Here is a 20,044-nt window from a genome sequence, read left to right on the forward strand (position 1 = left end):
CGCCACGGACCGCATATTTGCGGCATTTTCGGACAACCGGGTGGTTTCGGTCGCCCGCTGCAAGCGTCATACGGATGGTATGGAGCTCGACGGGGTGTTCACGCCCGATGAACTCAGGGGGCACGGATATGCCAATGCGGCGGTATGGGGGCTCGTGGAGGCCTGCGGGCACGACACGATGTACATGCATTCCGTGGCTACTCTCACGGGTTTTTACGGGCATTATGGCTTTTTACTCATACCCGAGTACGAACTCCCCGATACCATCCGGGAACGGTATGCCTGGGCCCAGGGTGAGATGGAAGGGGCAAACGTCGCCCCCATGAAGCGGCCGCCCGCGGATCCGATATGACGAACAGTTTCCCCCGTCCGGCAGGGAATTCGCGGTAATAAGGGAAGAATATCAGGAGGGCATCGCCCCCCCCGGCCTTCCCCGATTTTCCCGCCACCTTATGGTAATATCCCGTGACCCTTCCCGAAATTATTAATTTTCTGACATCCATCTGACCATGATCAGATATGTCGGTGCCGTTCGAGCTTGTCCTGAAGCAGATCGAGAACCCGGAATCGCTGAACTTTATCCTGGGACATTCCCACTTCATAAAGACGGTGGAAGACCTCTACGAGGTGATGGCGGGAGCCGTACCGAAGGCGAAATTCGGGTTGGCATTCTGCGAGGCATCGGGGGACTGCCTGGTCCGCCTGGAGGGAAACGACGAAGGCCTGGTGGAACTGGCAAAAATAAATGCGATGGCACTCGGCGCCGGACACTCGTTCATTCTCTTCATGCGGGACTGCTATCCGATCAATGTGCTCAATGCCATAAAGGGCCTCCAGGAAGTGTGTTCCATTTATTGTGCCACTTCCAACCCTGTCCAGGTTATTCTCGCTCAATCTTTTCAGGGAAGGGGGATCCTCGGAGTAATCGACGGGGCCTGCCCGAAGGGGATCGAAGGTCCGGAAGAGATCTCCGAACGTACCGCGCTGCTGAGAACATTCGGGTACAAACGGGGTTGAAGCGCGATACGGCCAGGACCTCCAGGGAGTTCCCCCATGGGGTCTCAGCACGCCGGGATCCCCTTCACGTGCCTGCGTCCCGTGCCGGGGCACTGCCAATACAGCATTGCCGGTGAGAAACACCCCGATTGTAAGGTCTGAAGTGATAGTATGAAACCGGGCAGTCGGGGAACCACCGCAACGATGAAAAAAAATTATTGTCCGTATATCACGATGACCTCGGCCTCACCGATCGTGTGCCCCGTGATATCTGCGAGGATCGCCGATCGGTTGGGGTTGGGATTTTCGATCGCGGTATCGAGAGCATAGATCGAAAACACGTAATGGTGGGGGGCGCTCCCCTCCGGCGGGCATGGGGGGATATATCCGCTGCTCCCCCTGCTGTTCTGGCCCTGAAATCCTCCTCCGGGTAATTCACGGGCGGATGTAACATTTCCTGGAATTCCCGGCGAATCGGGAGGGATATTGTAGACTATCCAGTGGGTGAAACCACCCGCCAGCGGAGCGTCCGGGTCATGCAGGATAAGGACAAGCGACCTTGTGCCGGGAGGGACCCCCGTCCAGGATATCGCGGGTGAGATGCCGGCTCCGGCACAGGTATACTCAACAGGTAGGGCGGATCCCGGGTGGAGGGAGCCCACCTGTATCTCAAGAGATCCCGAGTTGCCCCCGGATGCGCCCGGCGGTGAATGCAAAGCCGGACTACTGCATCCCGCGATAAGCACCCCCATAACCAGAAGAACAAAGGCCGTTACAAGGAGTACGGTTCGTATCATAAGCCGATAGTGGGATCGTGATCAGATAATAGTAACGAGAGACGAATTTCCGGAGAACTCGTTTTGATAACAGAGCGAACGGTTTCCAGTTCACTTTCCGGCAACATGGGACAAAGGTGCACCCGAATCGAAGAATTCGTGTGAAATGTTACGCTCTGTAGATCTTAAATGACCATAAAATCGAGGAAAATAGGATTTATCCTGCATTTCCAACCGTTCGAACGGCTTCGATCAGTGCCTTCACCTTCGTGTCATCACTGAGATCCTTCCGGTCGAACACGAACTCCCGCATCACGTCAACACCCTTTTCTGTAAGTGCCCGTTTCAGGATGGCAGTCGTGTCACCCGCCTTCCCCCCGCAGGTTGCAAAAATAATTCCCTTTTTGCCGTCGCAGTGTTCGAGGGCATTGATGGCCCCATTGACCGCCGGGGTAGACTTGAACGCCCAGACCGGGGTTCCGATTACCAGGAGATCGTACCCCGCCACATCGATATATGCGGGCTCGATCGGTTCGGCCTCTTCGTTCCTGGCGCGGAGACATCCGACGGTATACGCGGTAAGGGTGCTGTACTTCTGTCTGGGCTTCACTTCGATCATATCGCCCCCGCAGGCAGCCTGAACTTGTTCCGCGACCCCCCGGGTTATCCCCGTATACGAGTGAAAAATAATGCAGGTCTTCATTAATAGAGCATGTATTGCCAGGATATGAAACTTCTCCGGAGCGTGTCCGTACGAGAGCACCCTTTTCCAGCGGTCAGCTGCCCGGGCCTTGAACTCTTTTTACCGTTTCGGTACGCCCCCGCTGTTATTCATTCCGGGTTCATATTTCCCGCAACCCCCGCCTGCCCTGACGTTGAAGAGCGTCATTCCTGGAATATGACCTGGAAATCGACCGTTCAACGGCGAATACCAAACCCGGCAAATTCACCGGTCGCATCCGACCATTCGATCTCAATGCCCTCGACCCTGATGACCGAATCATCCTTCGCTGACAGTGTGCCGGCGAATTCCCGGAGTCGCGATTCGGTCCCCTCGGCAACGACCTCCACCGAACCGTCGGCCAGGTTTTTTGCATACCCCTTCACCCCGATCTCGCAGGCACGATCGGTGACGAAATACCGGTATCCTACTCCCTGGACCCTGCCGGATACGTTCGCGGTTATCCGTTTCATGTTCAATGAATTGAAATAGGGAGCATTAATGGTATCCGGAAAAATCTACGCATCATGCTCAATCCGGAAAAACGCCAGGCATCCCGCGCCGTTCACCAGGAGTAGTTGGGAGAGTAAGATGTCGAAAAGAAAAGGGTTGAATTCAGATATACCGCGCTTTCCTGGAGAGTTTCATCGGGGTGTACAGCGGGCGGAACGGCATTCCTTCGAGTTCCCCCTTAACCGTGCCGATGAGTTCAGGAAGTTCCATGGTCTCTTTGTGGGGCTTGTTCGGCTGGGATTTTCCCCGGATGGTCACGGTAAGCTTGCCGGTATCGACCTCGGCATCGCCGACCACCACCACGAAGGGCACCCAGTCCATCCCTGCTTCCCTGACTTTTTTACCGACGCTCTCGTCCCGGTCGTCGAGGTCGGTCCTGATCTGCTCGGTATTCAGCCTGCGGGCGAGTTGCTCGGCGTACTCGAGGTGTCTTTCGGTGACAGGGATTACCCTGACCTGAGTGGGGGAGAGCCAGGTGGGGAAGGATGGAACCGGCATGTTCCCGGTATTTTCAAGGATGGCACATATGACACGTTCCACACTCCCGGTCGGGGAGCAGTGGAGGATCGGCGGGTGCACCTCCTGCCCGTCCATGTGGTACTTGATATCGAAACGGGTGGAGGATTCAACGTCAATCTGAACCGTGGGGTTCTCGATGGGCCTTCCCTGTCCATCGATGGCGGCGAGGTCCACCTTGGCGATCCAGTAGTGAACCCGGTCGGAGAGAACCTCTATCAAAAGGGGAACTCCGGAATCGGCCACGATCTTTTTGATCCAGTCCTGGTACTGGTCGTAGAACTCCTGGGTGCAGCGGAAGACCCCGACAAGACGGGTGCCGAAGTCCCTCCCGGTCTCCCATCCCATCTGCAGCTGCTCCTCGAAGCACCCGAGCGCCTCGTCCATGTCCCTGCACAGGCTGTGCATGTCCGGCATGGTGAACGCCCGAAGGCGCTTCAGCCCGATGACCTCACCTTTCTGCTCGTGACGGAAGGAGTAGGTGGAGAGTTCATACATTTTCATGGGCAGGGTGTTCGGCGAGATGTGCATGTCCCGCATGATGGAGAACATCCCGAAACAGGCGGCGAACCGGAGCATCATGTTCCTGTTTCCGCTCTTGAACCGGTACTGCCGTTCCCCGAACTTGTCGGCATGTTCGTAGATTGCCTGGTCCGCGAGGTCGTACATCACCGGGGTCTCCACCGGGGTGGCCCCGTAAGGGAGCACCTTGCAGAGCACGTAATCCGCGAGGAGGTCCCGGACCAGCTTCCCCCGGGGCATCCACCGCAGGTGGCCCACGTCGCTCACCGGCTCGTAATCGACGAGCTCCTTTGACCGCATGAGTTCCACGTGGAGGGGCTCTCCGCCCGCGCCTTCAGCGACGCCGAGCTCTTTCTTCAGGAGGCACCCGAACGGCGAGTCGTCGATGAACCCGTCCACCTCGTGCCGGGCGCCGTCCGGGGTGAGTACGAAGAACGTATGGGTAACCTCTTTCTTCTCCTTCTTGGCCGCCTCCTCGGACGGGACGATGGTCTTTGAGAGCTCCGAGAGCGGGTGACCCTTGCAGGAGATACGGAAGGACTTGTACCACCCGAACGGGGCACGTTTCACGTTGTAGCCTACGTCCTGCAGCGCGGTCTCCATCAGTTTCAGGGCCGCAACCGCGGCATCGGGCCGGGCGAGGTCGCTCGAGAGGTGGGCGTAGGGATAGATAACGATGTTCTCCACAGAGAGCTGGTCGGCCGTGCGGGAGATCTCCTCCACCGCCTGGGACACCACGCCCTCGATGTCATCCTCGTCCACGGATTCCACAGCGGAAAAGACGGTGAGGGCTTCTTCCTGGGAGTCCTTCAGTATCCTGGCATCTTCTGCCATCCCGGTCTTTTTCTTGGCCTCATATTCGATAAAATCAGAATGTATCAGCAGAAGTCGCATGATTCATCTCCGGTTAAAAAGCATTCTTCCTTATAAAATGGGATGTATGGGTATATACCCATACCGCTACTCCCGGGGGTTCTTGTGGTACCGGGAGAGGGTGGCCTGCCGCTGATCCATATATTTCGCATCACATTTTTTGTTGTAGGGGGTCACGGCCCGCTCGGTGGTGTAAAAGACCAGCTGCCCGATAGGCATCCCGGCATAAATCCTCACGGGCCGCTGGTTCACATTGCACATCTCGAGGGTGATCGAACCGCGGAAGCCCGCGTCGATCCATCCCCCGGTCTGGTGGAGCTCCACCCCGAGTCGGGCGATACTGCTCTTTCCTTCGATGCTCGCCACGATATTGTCGGGGAGTTCGATCACCTCCATGGTCTCCGCGAGCAGGAATTTTCCCGGGTGGAGTACGATGGAATCTGCGGTGCACTGCCCGGTCTTTTCATGGATCGTTTCGCTGTTATAGGGATCGATGACCTCGGGTCCCGGCTCGTACCACGCAAAGTGGTCCCCCAGCCGGATATCGAGGGAGTTTGGCTGGACGAGAACGGGATCAAAGGGGTCGATGCGGATAAAGCCCCGGGCCACCCGGTCCAGGATCTGCCAGTCGACAAGGATCATTGGATCATCTATGGGGTGCGAAAGGGCATTAAGATCACATCGGAGGATTGGGTTTTATCTCCGTCGATCGCCGGATGCAATAATTATTCAGGAAAATGGAACAATCATCCTCAAATCCTGAATTGCCTGGTCCGCAGCTATGATAATTTTCATTGAGACCGGGGGGACTGTCCCGACTGCCGCCGGGAATACACCCCGTGGCAACGGTACTTGTCGCGTAAATGCGGGACCGGGGGCTCATGCACCGGATAAAAAACACCGGAATATATCGGATTCTTTATCCGCGGCCTTTCCAGTGCCACGGTTCGGGAACTATTCCTCTTCGTGCTCCCGGATGTGCCACTCCGAGCGTCGCATCAGGCCGTGCAGGGTGCTCGCCTCCCGGGCGGTGAGCTGTGCCCTGCCCAGGATGCGTCGCATCATCAGGAGGGTGTTTGCCCGTTTGAACCGGGGGTGTTCTATCCGGTCGAGGTACCGGTCCATGTGTGCATAGAGGTGCTCCATTTCAAGGGGGGACGCGAGCAGGTATTCGCCGCGCGGGAGGCCCGCAAGTTCGTAGCAGATCACCCCCACTGCGTGGGACAGGTTGAGGATGGGGTATTCCGGGGAAGTGGGGATGGAACATATGATATCGCTCCTCCCGATCTCCTCGTTGTTCAGTCCCCAGTTCTCCCTTCCGAAAAGGATCGAGATCCTCCCCTTTACCTTGGGGAGCAGTCCCGCGAGTTCGCGCGGAGAAAAATAGGGCATCCGCATCGGGTTGCAGATGGACTTGGAAACCTCTCCGGTCGTCGCAACCGTGAGGTGGCTCCGGGAGAAGACCTGCTCAATGGTGCACACTTCCGCGCTCTTCAGTACGTCCTGTGCGTGGGAGGCGCGGGCCTTCGCCTCGTCCCCGAGCGGGCAGGGATCGACCAGCACGAGCCGGGAAAAACCGAAGTTCTTCATCACCCGGGCGGTGAACCCTACATTCCCCTCGTAGATAGGGCTTATGAGTACGATATCGATCTGGGGCATCACATTCCGGAAGATTACTGGACCGCCTTGACCGTCGCCCTGAGCACGGCGACTCCTGCATCGTAGACCGCATTGCCGACCACGATGGTATCAGCGAAACGTGCCATCTCGGCTGCGCGTTCCGGAGAGTCGATCCCTCCCCCGTAGAAGAGCGAGGCATGTTCCACGGATTCGGACGCGGCCTTCACAATCTTCGGATCCCCGTACATACCGCTGTACTCGATGTACACGATGGGGAACCTGAAGTAACGGTCCGCCACGCTGGCGAGCGCCGAAACCTCCTTCTCGCCGAGGCTGCATACGGCTTTGGTGACCCTTCCTACTGCGCTGTCGGGGTTCAGCACGATATAGGCCTCGGGGACGACCTTTTCCCATTCTACCCGCTGGTGCATGACCCAGTCCCGGTGCTTTCCCACCAGCCACTGCACATCGGTAGTGTTCATCACCGAAGGCACGAAGAGGTAATCGATCCCGTCGAAGATCACCGCTTCGGGCCCTGCCGGTTCGACCACCAGGGGAAGCCCATAGGATGCAACCTGCTCCCGGAGCCGGCCCATGTTGTCTTTCGTCACGTTCAGGGTTCCCGAGAGCATCAGGGCATCGGTACCGCTGGTCGCCACCTCCTCCACCGCCTGGGGGGTGATGAATTTATCCGGGTCCAGTTTTGTCACGTGAACCCAGTTCCGCCATTTCGCCTGCATTATCGCCATCCGAAAAATAACTGCCAGAGAGGAGTTTTGTCTTTAGGATCTCTCTTTCGGTGCCCTTATCATTTTTTGCAGCTCCCGGACCTTTTCCTCCGGGATGCCGGATTTCTTTGCGATATCCCGGGGGTCCATCTCCCCGAGTCGTTTCACGTCAAATACCCCCGCCCGGTAGAGTTTCTCGAGGGTGGACTCCCCTACACCCGGTACCGCGAGGAGCTCTTCGCGCCCCCGCTCGACCTGGGCTTTCGGGACCTTCTTCGGGACGGTCTTTCCCCGCGCGGATGCGACCAGCTCGATATGTTTGAACACGGTGTCCGGGCTGATTCCGGTCCGGTATGCGACATACACGGGGTTGTATTCCAGGAGATCATCGGCCGAAAGGAACCCTGCGGCGAGATATTTCTTCAGGCTCACCGGGGGGATCCCCAGCCCGCGAAGCTCCCGTTCCCCGGCGACCTTCCTCGCTTCGCCCTGGAGCATCTCCGTTTCTTTCTCGCCGATTCCCGCATTCCTGAGCACGGCAGGTTCGACAGTGCCCAGTGCCTCGATGTCGTCGACCCCGAGCTCGTGCAGCTTCTTCATGATGGTTGCATGGCTGCGGCCTCTTCGTGGAGGGAGGTGTTTCCTGACGAATTTACGGCAGTCCGATCGTTTCCGGATAAGCTCGAACACCTCCCTGGCCTCATCCGTGATCCTGACCGCACGCTCTTTTCCGATTCCCAGTGTCTCCTCCAGGTCTGCAGGGGTGAGGGTGGTGAGGTCATACACCGAGTAGATATGCGCCTTGAGCATGCGTTCATAGAGATCGGAGGTCATGGAGGGGAGGAGATCCATGGTCTCCTTGTTCGTGGCGATATGGTGGCAGAGGGGGCACCCTATTTCCCATGGCCTTGCTCCTTTCTTGATCAGCCGGACAAAGTGCAGCCCGTGCCGTGCACAGACCTCGTCGGTCCGCACCGCGTACCCCCACATCGCCATCGGGAGGCTGATATTGAAGCTGCATTCCGGGTATCCTGTGCAGCCGATAAACTGGGTCTGGCTCCGGAGATGGCGGATCCGGAGATCGCTGCCGCAGACCGGACAAGGGCCGAGCCTGAGCTCTTCGGCGGTCTGGTCCATGATCTCCTCCCCGATCTGCTGCTCATTCGCCTCGAGCTGGTTGAACACCTGATGCAACATCTGCCGGGACTCTTTCACTACGTCCTCACGAGGGCGCTTTCGTTCCTTGATCTGCTGCATGTGTTCTTCCAGGGTCTGGGTCATGTCCGGGCGGGTGATGGTATCGGCGTGCCCCTCGAGGGACTGGATGACCGCCCTTCCGACCAGGGTGGGACGGAGCGGGTTTCCCTCGATGTATTTCCGGGTGATCAGCTTCTGGATGACCTCGTGCCGCGTGCTCTTCGTCCCGAGGCCGAGCTCCTCCATGCTCTGGATGAGTTTGCTCTGGGAGTAGCGGGGTGGTGGCTGGGTCTCCTTCTCTTCCATCCTGACCTCGAGGAGGGGAAGGGTCTCGCCTTCACTGAGATGCGGGAGTTCGTACTCGGTGGCGCTGCTGTAGGGGTAGACCGTCCGCCACCCTCTTTCCGTGAGCTGTCCCCCTGTCGCCGCGTACTCCTCCCCTCCCGCCCTGAAGGTGACCTTCATGGTCCGCCATCGGGCATCGGGGGAGAGCGTCGCCAGGAACCTCCGGACTACCAGTGCATAGACCTTCCACCGGTCTTCCCCGAGTTGTTCGCGGGTTGCCGCGGACGAGGGGTGGATGGGAGGGTGATCGGTCGACGATTTCTTCCCGCTGGTGGGTACGGCCCTCCGGTGGGCCATTACCCATTCCACGTCCTTTCCAAACTCGGTGGGATGAACGGCCTTCAGCACGCCGTTCAGGTCCAGGGAGGGTGGGTAGACCGTATTGTCAGTCCTCGGGTACGAGATGAATCCGTTCATATAGAGGTCTTCCGCGAGCCGCATCGCGTTCGCCGCCGAAAAGCCGAGCCGTGCCGCGGCGACGATGAACGAGGTGGTGTCGAACGGGGTGGGGGCACGTTCCACCCTGGTCCCTTCTTTCACCTCCGCAACACGCAGGGGCTCCCGCGTGCGCTCCTTCGCCTGGACCGCCTGATCCCTGTCGCAGAAACGGGCAGTGGTGTGACGGGCCTCGATGACCTCGCCGTTCTTCCTGGTATCGAGTGCGAGCTGCCAGTATTTCTGAGCGACGAATGCCTCGATCTCTTTCTCCCGGTCGACGATCATCGCAAGCGTAGGGCTCTGCACCCTTCCGACAGAGAGGATATTATTGCCCCCTCTCCGGGCTGCGAGGCTGATGAAGCGGGTCAGGGAAGCGCCCCACATGAGATCGATCACCTGGCGGGCTTCACCCGCGGCCGCAAGGGCAAAATCGATGGAGGTAGGATGCGCAAACGCCTGCCCGATCTCCTCGGGCGTGATGGCGGAGAACCGGGCCCGGTCAACGTTAACGTCCTTGTTAACCTGCCGGACCAGTTCGTAGGCTTCTTTCCCGATCAACTCACCCTCGGTATCGAAGTCGGTGGCGATCGTGACCCGTTCGGATTTCCTGGCCAGCTTCTGGACGAGGTTCACGATTTTCTTCTCGGTCGGGACTTTCACGGTCTCCGCATCGATAAGGCTCCTAGGCGTCCGTTCGGCGCTTCTCCAGTTCGAGTAGCCCTCTACGAAGTCTACCTCGACCACATGGCCACGGAGCCCGATCAGGGCGGTATTGTCGAACCGGTAGACCGAAACACCGCCCTCCTTATCTTCTTTGAGTTTGGCGCTGCCGGCGAGGATCTGGGCTATCCTCCGTGCGGAGATGTTCTTTTCGGCAACAATAAGGTGCATCTCTGTCACACTCCTTCCAGGCGTTCCCGTAATGCCCTGTTCAGTTCCACCGGGTCGACGCGTCCCCGCGTTTTACGCATTACCTGGCCGATCAGGAAGTTGAACGCCTCCTTCTTCCCTTCGGCAAAGTCCGCCACCGCCCGGGGGTGCTCGGAGATTACCTCCTCGATGACCCCGGAAAGTCCCGCACCACCGGCCTTTGTCAGGTTCAGGCGCTTCACGCACTCATCGGGTGTTTCGCAGCACCCGGTATCCTTCAACTGGTCCAGCAGGTTCCGAAGCACCTCGACGCCGCTCTTGTCGGTGATGACCCGATCGCGGAGCATGGTCAAGAGAGCGATGAACAGGTCGGGGCTCACGGTGGCGACCGACATGTCCCGGTAGTTCAACTCCCCGAGCAGAGTGTCCGCAACCCAGGTTGCGGCAAGTGCCGCGTCAACGGGGGCCACTCTCTCATAAAATTCGGCGAGCCTGAGCTCGCCGGTCAGGGTCCTGGCATGATTGAGGGAACACCCGTACTGGGCCATGAACCGGGCCCTCCGGGCATCGGGGAGCTCGGGGAGTACAATCCTGTCGCACCACGAACGGATCTGCATCGGACGGAGGTCGGGTTCGGGGAAATAGCGATAGTCCTGCTCCATCTCCTTGCTCCGGCTCGCGGTGGTCACCCCCCGCGCTTCGACGAAGTGCCGGGTCTCGGTCCCGAGTTTCTGGCCGCGGCGGATCATGCTCTTCTGACGGGTGATCTCGAAGGTGAGGGCTTTTTCCGCTCCTTTATAGGATGAGATATTCTTGATCTCCACACGGCCCCGCTCTTTCATTCCTTTCCCGTGTATTGAGAAATAGCCCTTCGGCTGGATGGAGACGTTGGCATCGACCCGGAGCGATCCTTCCTTCTCGGAGTCGAAGACTCCCAGGTATTCCAGGGTAGCCCTGAGCTTGTTCAAAAACCTGCGGGCTTCTTTCGGGGAACGGAGGTCGGGTTCGGTGACCATCTCGATCAGCGGGATCCCCGCCCGGTTGTAATCGACAAGCGTGTACTTCGGCCGGTCGGTGCCTCCTTTGTGCACCAGCCTTCCCGGGTCTTCTTCCATGTGCACCCGGGTGATCCTCACCAGTTTCTCGCCTCCTTCGTCAGACTCTATCTCCAGCCATCCTCCCACGGCGAGCGGCTTGTCATACTGGGTGATCTGGTATCCTTTGTTCAGGTCGGGGTAGAAGTAGTTCTTCCGTGAAAACTCGCTTTCTTCCAGGATTTCGCAGTTAAGCGCTTTCGCCACCCTGATGGCGTATTCCACCGCGGTCCTGTTCACCCTGGGAAGGGTCCCGGGAAGTCCTAGGCAGATGGGACACACATGGGTGTTCGGGCCGTCGTCCCGGTAATCCGTTGAACACCCGCAGAAGAGCTTGGTCCTGGTATCGAGCTGGCAGTGGACCTCGAGCCCGATGATCACCTCTTCCTCTTCGGCAGGACCCCGGACCGTCTCCGTTCCCGTAGTAGAACGGGCACCGACATCGCTCATTGGTTCCCTCCCTGCTCGTAGGCATACGCAACGTCGACCACCCGTTCGTCTTCCATGTGCTGTCCCATGATCTGCAGCCCGACCGGCATGCCATCCACCTTCCCGCAAGGTACAGAGATCGCGGGCACTCCTGCGAGGTTTGCAGGCACCGTGAGGATATCCGAGAGGTACATTGAGAGCGGGTCGCTCTTTTCGCCGAGCCTGAAGGCGATGGTGGGCATGGTGGGACCCGCCAGGACATCCACTTCCCGGAAGAGTCTCGCGAAATCCCGCCTGACATCCTCCCTTGCGGCCTGTGCCTTGGCATAATATTTGCCGTAGTAGCCCGAAGAGAGGGCGAACGTCCCGAGCATGATCCGGCGCCGGACCTCTTTGCCAAACCCTTCCTTCCTTCTCTCCTGGAACGCCTCGTGCCATGTCTTCTTCGTATCGGCGGCGGGGCCGTACCGGACCCCGTCGAAACGGGCAAGGTTCGAGCTCGCTTCGCTGGTGCAGGTCACGTAGTAGGCAGCCAGGGCGTACGCCATGCTGGGCATACGGCAGGAGATGACCTCGGCACCGAGTTGTTCGAGGAGGGATATCGCATCCCAGACCCGGGTCGCGACCCGGGGGTCGACCCCTTCACCGAAGAATTCCTCGGGGACGCCGATCTTCAGCCCGCGGATCTCCATATCGGGGGTGTGGCAGTACGGAGCGTCCCGGGAGGTGGAATCGCGTGCGTCGTATCCGGCAATGACCCCCATGAGGAGCGATACATCGGAGACGGAGGCTGCCATAGGTCCGATCTGTTCGAGAGAGTTGGCGTAGGCGATGAGCCCGTACCGGGAGACCCTGCCGTAGGTCGGCTTTAGTCCGACGATACCGCAGAACGCGGAAGGGCAGCGGATCGATCCCCCGGTGTCGGTCCCGAGTGCCATCCTGACCATCCCTGAGGCCACGGCAGCCGCACTTCCTCCGGAGGACCCGCCGGGAACGCGTTCATGGTCGAGGGGGTTCAGGGTTGGGCCGAACGCACTGTTCTCGGTGGTGGTCCCCATCCCGAACTCGTCCATGTTGGTCTTTCCCACGATTGCTGCGCCCTCCTCCTTTAACCGGGAGACGACGTGGGCGTCGTACGGGGGCACGTATCCCGACAGGATCTTCGAACCGCAGGTTGTGGGAATGCCGATCGTGGAGATATTGTCTTTTACTGCAACCGCCACCCCGGAGAGCGTTCCCGTGGTATAGGGGGCTTCACGGAGGGTAGTGAGGAATGCCCTGCAGGTGTCCCCGGGATCGAAATGAACCGAACCGCCCGTCACTACATCACCCTCGGCGCCTTGATAAACCCGTCCTCGGAATCAGGGGCGATTGCGATCACGTCTTCCCGGGGGAGGGAAGGTTCTACGGTATCGTCCCGGAATACGTTGAACAGTTCCTGTTCCCCCCCGGAAGTCCCTTCCACCTGGTCGAGGAGGTCGAAATAATCGAGGATCTGATTGACCTGGGGGGTAAATTCCTCCAGTTCTTCCCTGGAGATGGCAATATCGGCCAGTTGTGCAATGTGTTCGACGTCGCGTTCTGCTATCATTCTCGTGCCTTCCCATGGCTGCCCATCTAGATTAAGTACCGTTGCACCTGTCTTTTATAACCGTTCTCATTGCACGGAGAATGTTGCCGCCGGGAGAGGAAAAGGGAAAAAGCGTTTCCCCGCCTCCGGAACTACGGTAATTTCCCTATCGGGGATAATTCGTAACTCCCGGCGGACACACTTATACTATAGGCGGGACCCCCGGGTGCGCGCATGAGGAGACCCCTGGTAGAATTAGTGATGGGCAGCATATTCGCCATCTGGTGCTCATTCCACCCGGTTAAGGGGCCCTGTTCCCTATACCGGTAAGTTTCACTCAGAATCCCGGAACCAGGCGGAATATCTTACCCGGGATTGGCAGCCGTGAGCTTTGCGAAACAGTAAAGACCCGGCCGGAACAGACCGTCAGGAGAGGTTCCGGATGAAATCTCCGGTGTTCCGGAACCCTTTCCTCCGGGCAAGGGCACGAATCTCCTTCTCGATGCCGCTTCCGTACTGCATCGCCTTCTTCTCGTACCATGCGATTTCCGGGGGGATGAACCGTGCGGCGAGCTCCCGGAGCGCCCGTTTCCTGACACCGCCTGTTACTTTCCCCCGATCGGGGAGCATTTTTGCGGCGTTCACCACCCTGAGGTCGAGATAGGGCATGGAGAGAGAAGTCCCGTGCAGGCCGGCCACCGCCTGGTCACGGGCTCCCTGGAGGGCGAGGCTTCCGAAATCCGCCTCAAGCTGCGACTCGACGTCCTCCACCGTAAGATAGCGGGCATAACCGCCGAAAAGCTCGTCGGCTCCCTGCCCGGTCAGGATACGGGAGTGGCCGAGCTCCCTTGCTGCCCGGGCAATGAAGAACTGGGTCACCGCAATTGCCACGTCGACCGGTCCATTAACCGGAATTACGGGGAGCACGGAATGTATGGCATCCTCAATCTGGCCGGGCGGAATCACCGCCACGGTAATTTCAAGGCCAAGTACGCGGGCCACCGCTCCTGCCCGGACGATATCATGGGATGAAGCGGTCCCTACCACCAGGCAGGGGAGGCCTGCGAGAGCCGCCACCAGGGAAGAATCGACACCGCCGGAGAGCGCACAGACCCCTTCGTCCGACCGGAGCGAGACCGCCTTCACGACGGCCTCTTCCAGCGTGAGATCCGGCACGCAGGGCGAGATCCTGGTCTCCATATTCCCGCAACGGAACGTCCCCGGTGGGATCGGCCCCGGGATGATCCCGAGGTGGTCCCTGCCCTCACACACTCCGGAAGAGAAGAAGAACTCCCCGCCGAAACGGGATACCCGGGACGGCTGGTCCGAGAGGATGGCCTCGATCTCCCCTTCGGTAAGTCTCCGACCCTCGTCCTCGACCCATCCGCGGATAAAAAGCGACATTGTCCCGGCTCTGCTCGTACAGCATAAACTGTGTGTTGATCGGCCATCAGGGTATTGTTGTCCATTCCCCTTGTCCGGTCATTCTACGGGGAAAACGAGGTTCCGGTCGTCCTCCTTTTCAGGGAAGGGACTGGTTCATCACCATGTCAAGCTGACTATAGGGATAGACCCGCACGTTGTCGATAAGTGACGGGCCGTAGTCGATATACGACCGGGCACCGATATAGACCGGAAGGGGAACGGCCGAATAGTTCGCGCTAAGAGTTCCCTCAGGCCTGTGGAGGAGCTCGCCGTCCCGATAAAACTCTACATGGCGGTCGGGAAGGACCACGATGGTGTATCTGTGCCAGGCTCCCACGTCAGCGTCCGCCGGTCCACCGATGACCTGGAGGTGCTCGTAGGTATCGCTTTCGTTGGTGATGAAGAAGTCGTACACGCCGTGACCGATCTCCTGGGGAGCCTCACCCCAGCATGCGGGGCCGATAGGCCGAAGCACTATCTGGATGAGCGCGTCCGCACCTTCAGGGTAGCGGGGAATGCGGAAAAATGCATCTACCCAGCATCCTTCGCTCCGGGTATCGTTCGCGTACATGTCGACCTGGTAAATGATCCCTCCCGAGAGGTTGAAACGCTCGTGCGAAATGGCGAAGCTGTCATAGAGATCGTCGCCCCTGCAGTCGAAGCTGGGCGGCGGGTTGCCCATGTCTGCCCTGACCTCGGGGAGGGGATAGCCGTATCGTTGCCAGCCTGAAAGACCGTTGTCAAACGTGTCCTCGAAGAGCGGGACGGGAGCCCGGGAGGTGCCGGTCATTGAAATATTCTCTCCGGCAGTCTGTGATGCCCCGATGAACGGGAAGAAACCTGATATCGAGATTCCGAGGAACACTACCAGGACAATCGACAGGGCAGAGAGGACTACCATCTTTTTTTTCCTCTTCTCCCCTCCTTCGCTGTCGGTCATAGATTCCTACATATAAACCATTTTAGGGAATAAATGAATTCCGAAGTTTTCCCGGGCGACGGGATATGCGGGACAAGGAGTATAACCTACGTGGTGTAAGACGAAATACAGGCTTAATACGATTATTCCGGCTCTCTCGATCGTATAAGGTCTGCGATGCACCGGTTATAAGGGGTCGGGACGGAATGACGTGTCCCGAGGCGGGCGACGTACCCGTTGAGGAGTTCGATCTCGGTTCGTTTGCCTTCACGGAGGTCGAAGTACATCGAAGTATGCACCGGGGCGAAATCGGGAATCTGCACGGAATAGAGGTAATCCAGGTATTCCCCGGCGGTCTTCCACGAGAGGTGGACCTCCTCGGCGTCCATGACCGCGAACGTCTCCTCGATCAGGCCGGTGACTATCTCCCTGAGATACGCATTCTCAACCGCCCCGACCGGTTCGCCAAGGAGGGCCGTGAGCGGGTTGACCGCAATATTCAGGAGGGCCTTCGTCCATTTACCCGCCCTGATGTCGGGAGATGCGGCTACGGGCACTCCGGCGGATCCCAGCAACGCGATCAGGCGGTCAAGTACCGCATGTTCCGGTTCACCCGACCAGATCCCGAGCGCCACCGGCCCGCTCTCCCGAAGGACCCTTACCGACCCGGGCCCTTCGATTGCAAAGTTGGTGGTGATGGTCCCCCCGATAACGAGGGCTGAATAGGAAGAGATGATCTCTTCGTTTCCGATGCCGTTCTGGAGGCTTACCACCGGCCGGTCCCGGATTACACCGGCATATTCTTCACAAATCTCAAGGGTATCGGTCCCCTTGGCGGTGATGAACACATAATCGGGAGAGTCCGGAGCACCTCCCGGCCCCGCGATGCAGGAGATGCCGGCGACCGTTCCCTCGCCCCAAATCCCGCGCATTTCAAGTCCCCGTTGCCTGATTGCCTCGGCGTGGCGTGGACGGCATGCCGTGTAAACGGTCGCGACACCCGCGAGCTTACCGGCGAGGGAGAGTCCGACCGCGCCTGCGCCGAGGATCAGGATAACCGGGCCAGCCTGTGACATGGTATGCGAACTGTTACTATGAGGCGGAACAGGATAATCATCTCGGAATGTTTCCGGATGAGTCCGTGCCACTGTGGTACTGCACCAGTAGCGACGAATGCCCCGGATTTTCAGGATTCCCCTGAGATGTCACGGGCGTCCTTCCGTTCCTGATCGTCCTCCAGGGAAATCCGCCAACCGCATTTTCGCCCCGCACCCTCCGCAGGATTTTTAAGAATCCTTCTCCTCTTGTTCATTCATGTCGGAATCAGGAGAGATCAGCCTGGTGGAAGTGCCGCCGGTCCTCGTGGCCGGGATACGGCGGAAAGGCTCTTACCAAGAGATCCCCGTCATGATCGGGGAGCTTGCGGAATTCATCGTCAGACGCGAGATCGGGCCCTCGGGCCCCCCGATCTACCTGTGGCACGAAAAGTCCGTTGAGGATGCATACCGGGCCGATGCATCGGGGGACGCCGATATCGAGGTCGCGTTCCCGGTGACCGGCCGGACCAGACCTGAGGGGGATATCGTCACGTACGAGCTCCCGGGAGGATTGATGGCCAGGGTGCTCCACAAGGGGCCATACCAGGAATGCACCGGGACCTACGAGAAGCTCTTCGCGTGGCTGGAATCTGAAGGCAGAAAGATCAAAGGGCCGATCCGTGAGATCTACCTCAACGATCCCCGGGAAGTGCGGCCGGACGAGATCCTCACCGAAATACTGGCTCCGGTGGGATAGAACGGAAAAACCAGATCGGTTACTGTCCGAATACCCGCCTTAAGCGGGAGGCGCCGGGCAGGAACCGTCATCACCGGGAGATACGCACCGGAATGAAATATTCATACCTTCACGCGTCATTCCCTCATTTGATATCATGAGGGACGGGCAGGTTGCAGTGAGCGAGGTTGTAGGGACCATCCTGATCATCGTGCTGGTGATCGCGGTGGCGATCATTATGGCTTCGCAGTTCCTGGGTTTTTTCAATCTCCTCGGGAAATCTGCATATATCGCACCTGAGATCAAGGTGGTGAACGTTTCCGGAGTTCAGGCGATCAGCCTCTATAGCAGGGGAGGTGATGTGGCCTCGGTGAATGCCTCCGCACAGGCCGCCTACAGGCTGGGCCTCTACGTCGACACGCCGGAACGTTCGGATATGGTGAAATATGATCCATCGCTGACATACTTTGGTCCGGGCGATACCCTCTACATCTACCGCACCCCGGCAGGATACTATGCAACCGGGGACCTGACCGGAATAACCGGCACGCTTCCGCTTCCCGGGGGGCCGTTAAGCCTTCGCCTGGTCGACGAGACTGCACATATCCTCATCGCCAACGAGGGGATCGGGGGGACTGGAACGGGAACAGGTACCGTGACCGGAACGACTACGGCAACGACGACGGTGACCACCACAGCGACGACCATGGTTACCACTTCACCTACGCCTACACAGCCATCAGAATGCGGTTCAGTATCAGGTATGAAATATAATGATCTCAATGGGAATGGAGTTAGAGATCCAAATGAGCCTGGATTGAGTGGATGGGAAATAAAATGTTACAACAAACCTGGCGGGTCCTGGGTTTTATCACAGACTACTACCACAAACGGAAACGGGGACTTTGTATTTAACGGACTGAAATTCTCTCCGGCCGAACAATACAGGATTGTAGAAACCCAACGAAATGGATGGAAGCCAACTAATCCTTCTTCTGGAGAATATGACAATGTCATTTTGAACCCATCCCACTGCTATGCAACCGGGATAAATTTTGGAAATCAAGTGATTGCATAAATATTCTCAAGGAAAGAATAGCTTTTTTTTTCATGGCGAGCCCTATACTCCGTCATGAAAAATGCCTCTCTCCTTTTTACCGGGCTCCTCTGCCTCCTCCTCCTTGCGGGGTGTACCACTCCCGCCCCCGGGAATGCCACGTTGACCGCCACCCCCACCCCGTCGACCACTCCCGTTACGGGGACATTTCCTCTTGAGGTCACCGGGACCGGCACTATGGAAAAGAACATCACCCTCCCGGCGGGCCAGTTGTTCGTGGCACGAATGGACTGCCCCGGCGATGATTTCGTTCCGTTCTATGCCGATATCACCAGCAGGGACCTCTACCAGATCCTGACGAACAGCCACGGGCCCTACAATTCCAGCCAGGCATTCGGTTCGGTCAACGCGGGGATCTACACGTTCCGGGTCATCGGGTTCGGCGACTGGACGGTGACGATCGAACGTCCCCTGAAGGATCCGTCCGTGTCCCTTCCCCTGACCATGCACGGGATGGGGGATACCACCTCGCCCCTGATCCCGTTGCAGCAGGGGAACCACAGCATGAAGTACTCGGTCGTGGCCCCTGAAGGATTCGAGCTGTCGTTCTACAACGAGAGCGGAGCGCTCGTCTTCGAACCCTCCGGTGAACGTCTCTCAGGGCTGTTCCTCGACAACCCGTGCGCCCAGGGCGAGGGCACGAAAGAGGTGTACATCCCGGAGAACGGATATTACCTCTTCAATATCCGGACCAACGGGTTCTGGGATATCACGCTGGGATGAATCAGAGCCCCGGCAGACCGGCATTCCCGAACCCGATTTTTTTCCGGTCATGCACCGGAGAGTCGACCAAAAAAGATTTTTTAGAGGTGTTTCCTTGATGCGAGGAGGGCTACTGCCGCTCCCGCGAGGGCAATCACTGCAATCCCGGCTCCGATCGGCGCCTTGGTGGTGGGGGTCGGTGTCGGGTTGAGGGTTGCGTAGAGATCTACTGTCTCGCCCTTGCCCGGGTACTGAGTGATGGATCCTGTATAGGGCTGGTAGCCTTCCTTGGTCACCGTGAAGGTCCTGTACGGGGTTCCGGTAACATACACCTGGATGGTGAGAGTTCCCTGATTGATGGTACCTTCCACAGTGTTGTCGAGCATGACGGTCGCCCCGTCAACATTGCAGTGGACCGTGAACCATCCGACGTCACCGCCGATGAGGGTGGGCACTGTCGTCGCGATCGGGTTCAGGGTTGCATACAGGTCGAAGGTCTCACCCTTCCCGGGCGACGGCCCGACGTCACCGGTGTAGGTGGAATACCCTTCTTTGCTCACGGTATAGGTCGTGTAGGGGGTGCCCGTGGTGTATACCGGCACATAGAGCTGACCGCTGGTGATATCTCCCATATACGTCCCGTCGAAAAATACCTGGGCGCCTTCCACATTGCAGTGGACAAGGAACCATCCCTGGTCTCCTCCGATCGGGGGCTGGGCGAGTGCCGGAGCGGTGCAGAATACCAAAAGAAGGACTGCCAGAATACCTCCGGCAGCGATGGATCCGAATTTCTCTGACTTGCGAGTCATGGAAGAACGTAGCGGGGCTAGCTTTTAAAATGTTTGGAAATTTTTATTCCGGAAACAGGCGAATTTGTGAAAAGGTCCGCTACATCACAGC

At 58.5% G+C, this 20,044-nt stretch carries 20 protein-coding genes; 5 read left to right on the forward strand and 15 right to left on the reverse strand.

The features are described from left to right. Positions 1 to 13: 13 nt before the first annotated feature. Positions 14 to 352, forward strand: a complete 339-nt coding sequence (locus J2741_RS11550) for an N-acetyltransferase (protein ID WP_342452279.1) — start codon at positions 14 to 16, stop codon at positions 350 to 352. Positions 353 to 519: 167 nt separating this feature from the next. After that, positions 520 to 1,017: an adenosine-specific kinase gene (locus tag J2741_RS11555; RefSeq protein ID WP_209675719.1), complete on the forward strand. Its 498-nt coding sequence runs from the start codon at positions 520 to 522 to the stop codon at positions 1,015 to 1,017. Between the two features lie 194 nt (positions 1,018 to 1,211). Here the strand turns inward: J2741_RS11555 and J2741_RS11560 are convergent, their stop codons facing one another. From J2741_RS11560 to J2741_RS11625, 14 genes are all read right to left on the reverse strand, one after another. Further along, positions 1,212 to 1,793, reverse strand: a complete 582-nt coding sequence (locus tag J2741_RS11560) for a YbhB/YbcL family Raf kinase inhibitor-like protein (RefSeq protein ID WP_209675720.1) — start codon at positions 1,791 to 1,793, stop codon at positions 1,212 to 1,214. 196 nt (positions 1,794 to 1,989) lie between these two features. Then, positions 1,990 to 2,475: a flavodoxin family protein gene (locus tag J2741_RS11565; RefSeq protein WP_209675721.1), complete on the reverse strand. Its 486-nt coding sequence runs from the start codon at positions 2,473 to 2,475 to the stop codon at positions 1,990 to 1,992. Positions 2,476 to 2,690: 215 nt separating this feature from the next. After that, the gene (locus tag J2741_RS11570; protein ID WP_209675723.1) at positions 2,691 to 2,966 is read right to left on the reverse strand and encodes an acylphosphatase; all 276 of its coding nucleotides are present in this window, start codon (positions 2,964 to 2,966) and stop codon (positions 2,691 to 2,693) included. A gap of 142 nt (positions 2,967 to 3,108) precedes the next feature. Next, entirely contained in the window at positions 3,109 to 4,938 is a 1,830-nt protein-coding gene (locus J2741_RS11575) for a threonine--tRNA ligase (RefSeq protein ID WP_209675725.1), read from the reverse strand. Between the two features lie 66 nt (positions 4,939 to 5,004). Beyond that, positions 5,005 to 5,559, reverse strand: coding sequence for a dCTP deaminase (gene dcd, locus J2741_RS11580; RefSeq protein WP_209675727.1), 555 nt, complete (start codon positions 5,557 to 5,559; stop codon positions 5,005 to 5,007). Between the two features lie 312 nt (positions 5,560 to 5,871). Beyond that, entirely contained in the window at positions 5,872 to 6,576 is a 705-nt protein-coding gene (locus J2741_RS11585; protein ID WP_209675729.1) for an RNA methyltransferase, read from the reverse strand. Positions 6,577 to 6,590: 14 nt separating this feature from the next. Continuing rightward, positions 6,591 to 7,277, reverse strand: coding sequence for a phosphoglycerol geranylgeranyltransferase (locus tag J2741_RS11590; protein ID WP_209675731.1), 687 nt, complete (start codon positions 7,275 to 7,277; stop codon positions 6,591 to 6,593). Positions 7,278 to 7,319: 42 nt separating this feature from the next. Continuing rightward, entirely contained in the window at positions 7,320 to 10,136 is a 2,817-nt protein-coding gene (locus tag J2741_RS11595; protein WP_209676363.1) for a DNA topoisomerase I, read from the reverse strand. Positions 10,137 to 10,141: 5 nt separating this feature from the next. Next, on the reverse strand, positions 10,142 to 11,659 hold the full coding sequence (gene gatB / locus J2741_RS11600) for an Asp-tRNA(Asn)/Glu-tRNA(Gln) amidotransferase subunit GatB (RefSeq protein WP_209675733.1): 1,518 nt from the start codon (positions 11,657 to 11,659) through the stop codon (positions 10,142 to 10,144). Beyond that, positions 11,656 to 12,960, reverse strand: coding sequence for an Asp-tRNA(Asn)/Glu-tRNA(Gln) amidotransferase subunit GatA (gene gatA / locus J2741_RS11605; RefSeq protein ID WP_209675735.1), 1,305 nt, complete (start codon positions 12,958 to 12,960; stop codon positions 11,656 to 11,658). The genes gatB and gatA overlap by 4 nt, the downstream gene beginning before the upstream one ends. Continuing rightward, positions 12,960 to 13,229, reverse strand: coding sequence for an Asp-tRNA(Asn)/Glu-tRNA(Gln) amidotransferase subunit GatC (gene gatC / locus J2741_RS11610; protein ID WP_209675737.1), 270 nt, complete (start codon positions 13,227 to 13,229; stop codon positions 12,960 to 12,962). Before gatC ends, gatA begins: the two co-directional genes overlap by 1 nt. A gap of 405 nt (positions 13,230 to 13,634) precedes the next feature. Beyond that, positions 13,635 to 14,612, reverse strand: a complete 978-nt coding sequence (locus J2741_RS11615; RefSeq protein WP_209675739.1) for an asparagine synthase C-terminal domain-containing protein — start codon at positions 14,610 to 14,612, stop codon at positions 13,635 to 13,637. Positions 14,613 to 14,730: 118 nt separating this feature from the next. Next, on the reverse strand, positions 14,731 to 15,573 hold the full coding sequence (locus tag J2741_RS11620; RefSeq protein WP_209675741.1) for a hypothetical protein: 843 nt from the start codon (positions 15,571 to 15,573) through the stop codon (positions 14,731 to 14,733). Positions 15,574 to 15,695: 122 nt separating this feature from the next. Beyond that, a complete protein-coding gene (locus J2741_RS11625) occupies positions 15,696 to 16,628 on the reverse strand; it encodes a ketopantoate reductase family protein (RefSeq protein WP_209675743.1) in 933 nt (310 codons plus the stop codon). A gap of 238 nt (positions 16,629 to 16,866) precedes the next feature. On the opposite strand from J2741_RS11625, the gene J2741_RS11630 reads away from it, so the two are divergent. The 3 genes from J2741_RS11630 (at position 16,867) to J2741_RS11640 (ending at position 19,165) form a co-directional block, all read left to right on the forward strand. Then, entirely contained in the window at positions 16,867 to 17,346 is a 480-nt protein-coding gene (locus tag J2741_RS11630; protein ID WP_209675745.1) for a GyrI-like domain-containing protein, read from the forward strand. A gap of 136 nt (positions 17,347 to 17,482) precedes the next feature. Next, positions 17,483 to 18,403 (forward strand): SdrD B-like domain-containing protein, encoded by a 921-nt coding sequence (locus J2741_RS11635; protein WP_209675747.1) that lies wholly within the window; start codon positions 17,483 to 17,485, stop codon positions 18,401 to 18,403. A gap of 54 nt (positions 18,404 to 18,457) precedes the next feature. Then, positions 18,458 to 19,165, forward strand: coding sequence for a hypothetical protein (locus tag J2741_RS11640; protein WP_209675748.1), 708 nt, complete (start codon positions 18,458 to 18,460; stop codon positions 19,163 to 19,165). Positions 19,166 to 19,245: 80 nt separating this feature from the next. On the opposite strand, the gene J2741_RS11645 is transcribed toward J2741_RS11640, so the two are convergent. After that, positions 19,246 to 19,953, reverse strand: coding sequence for a hypothetical protein (locus J2741_RS11645; protein ID WP_209675750.1), 708 nt, complete (start codon positions 19,951 to 19,953; stop codon positions 19,246 to 19,248). Positions 19,954 to 20,044: the final 91 nt, after the last annotated feature.

The sequence above is a fragment of the Methanolinea mesophila genome (assembly GCF_017873855.1).
Lineage (GTDB): Archaea > Halobacteriota > Methanomicrobia > Methanomicrobiales > Methanospirillaceae > Methanolinea_B > Methanolinea_B mesophila.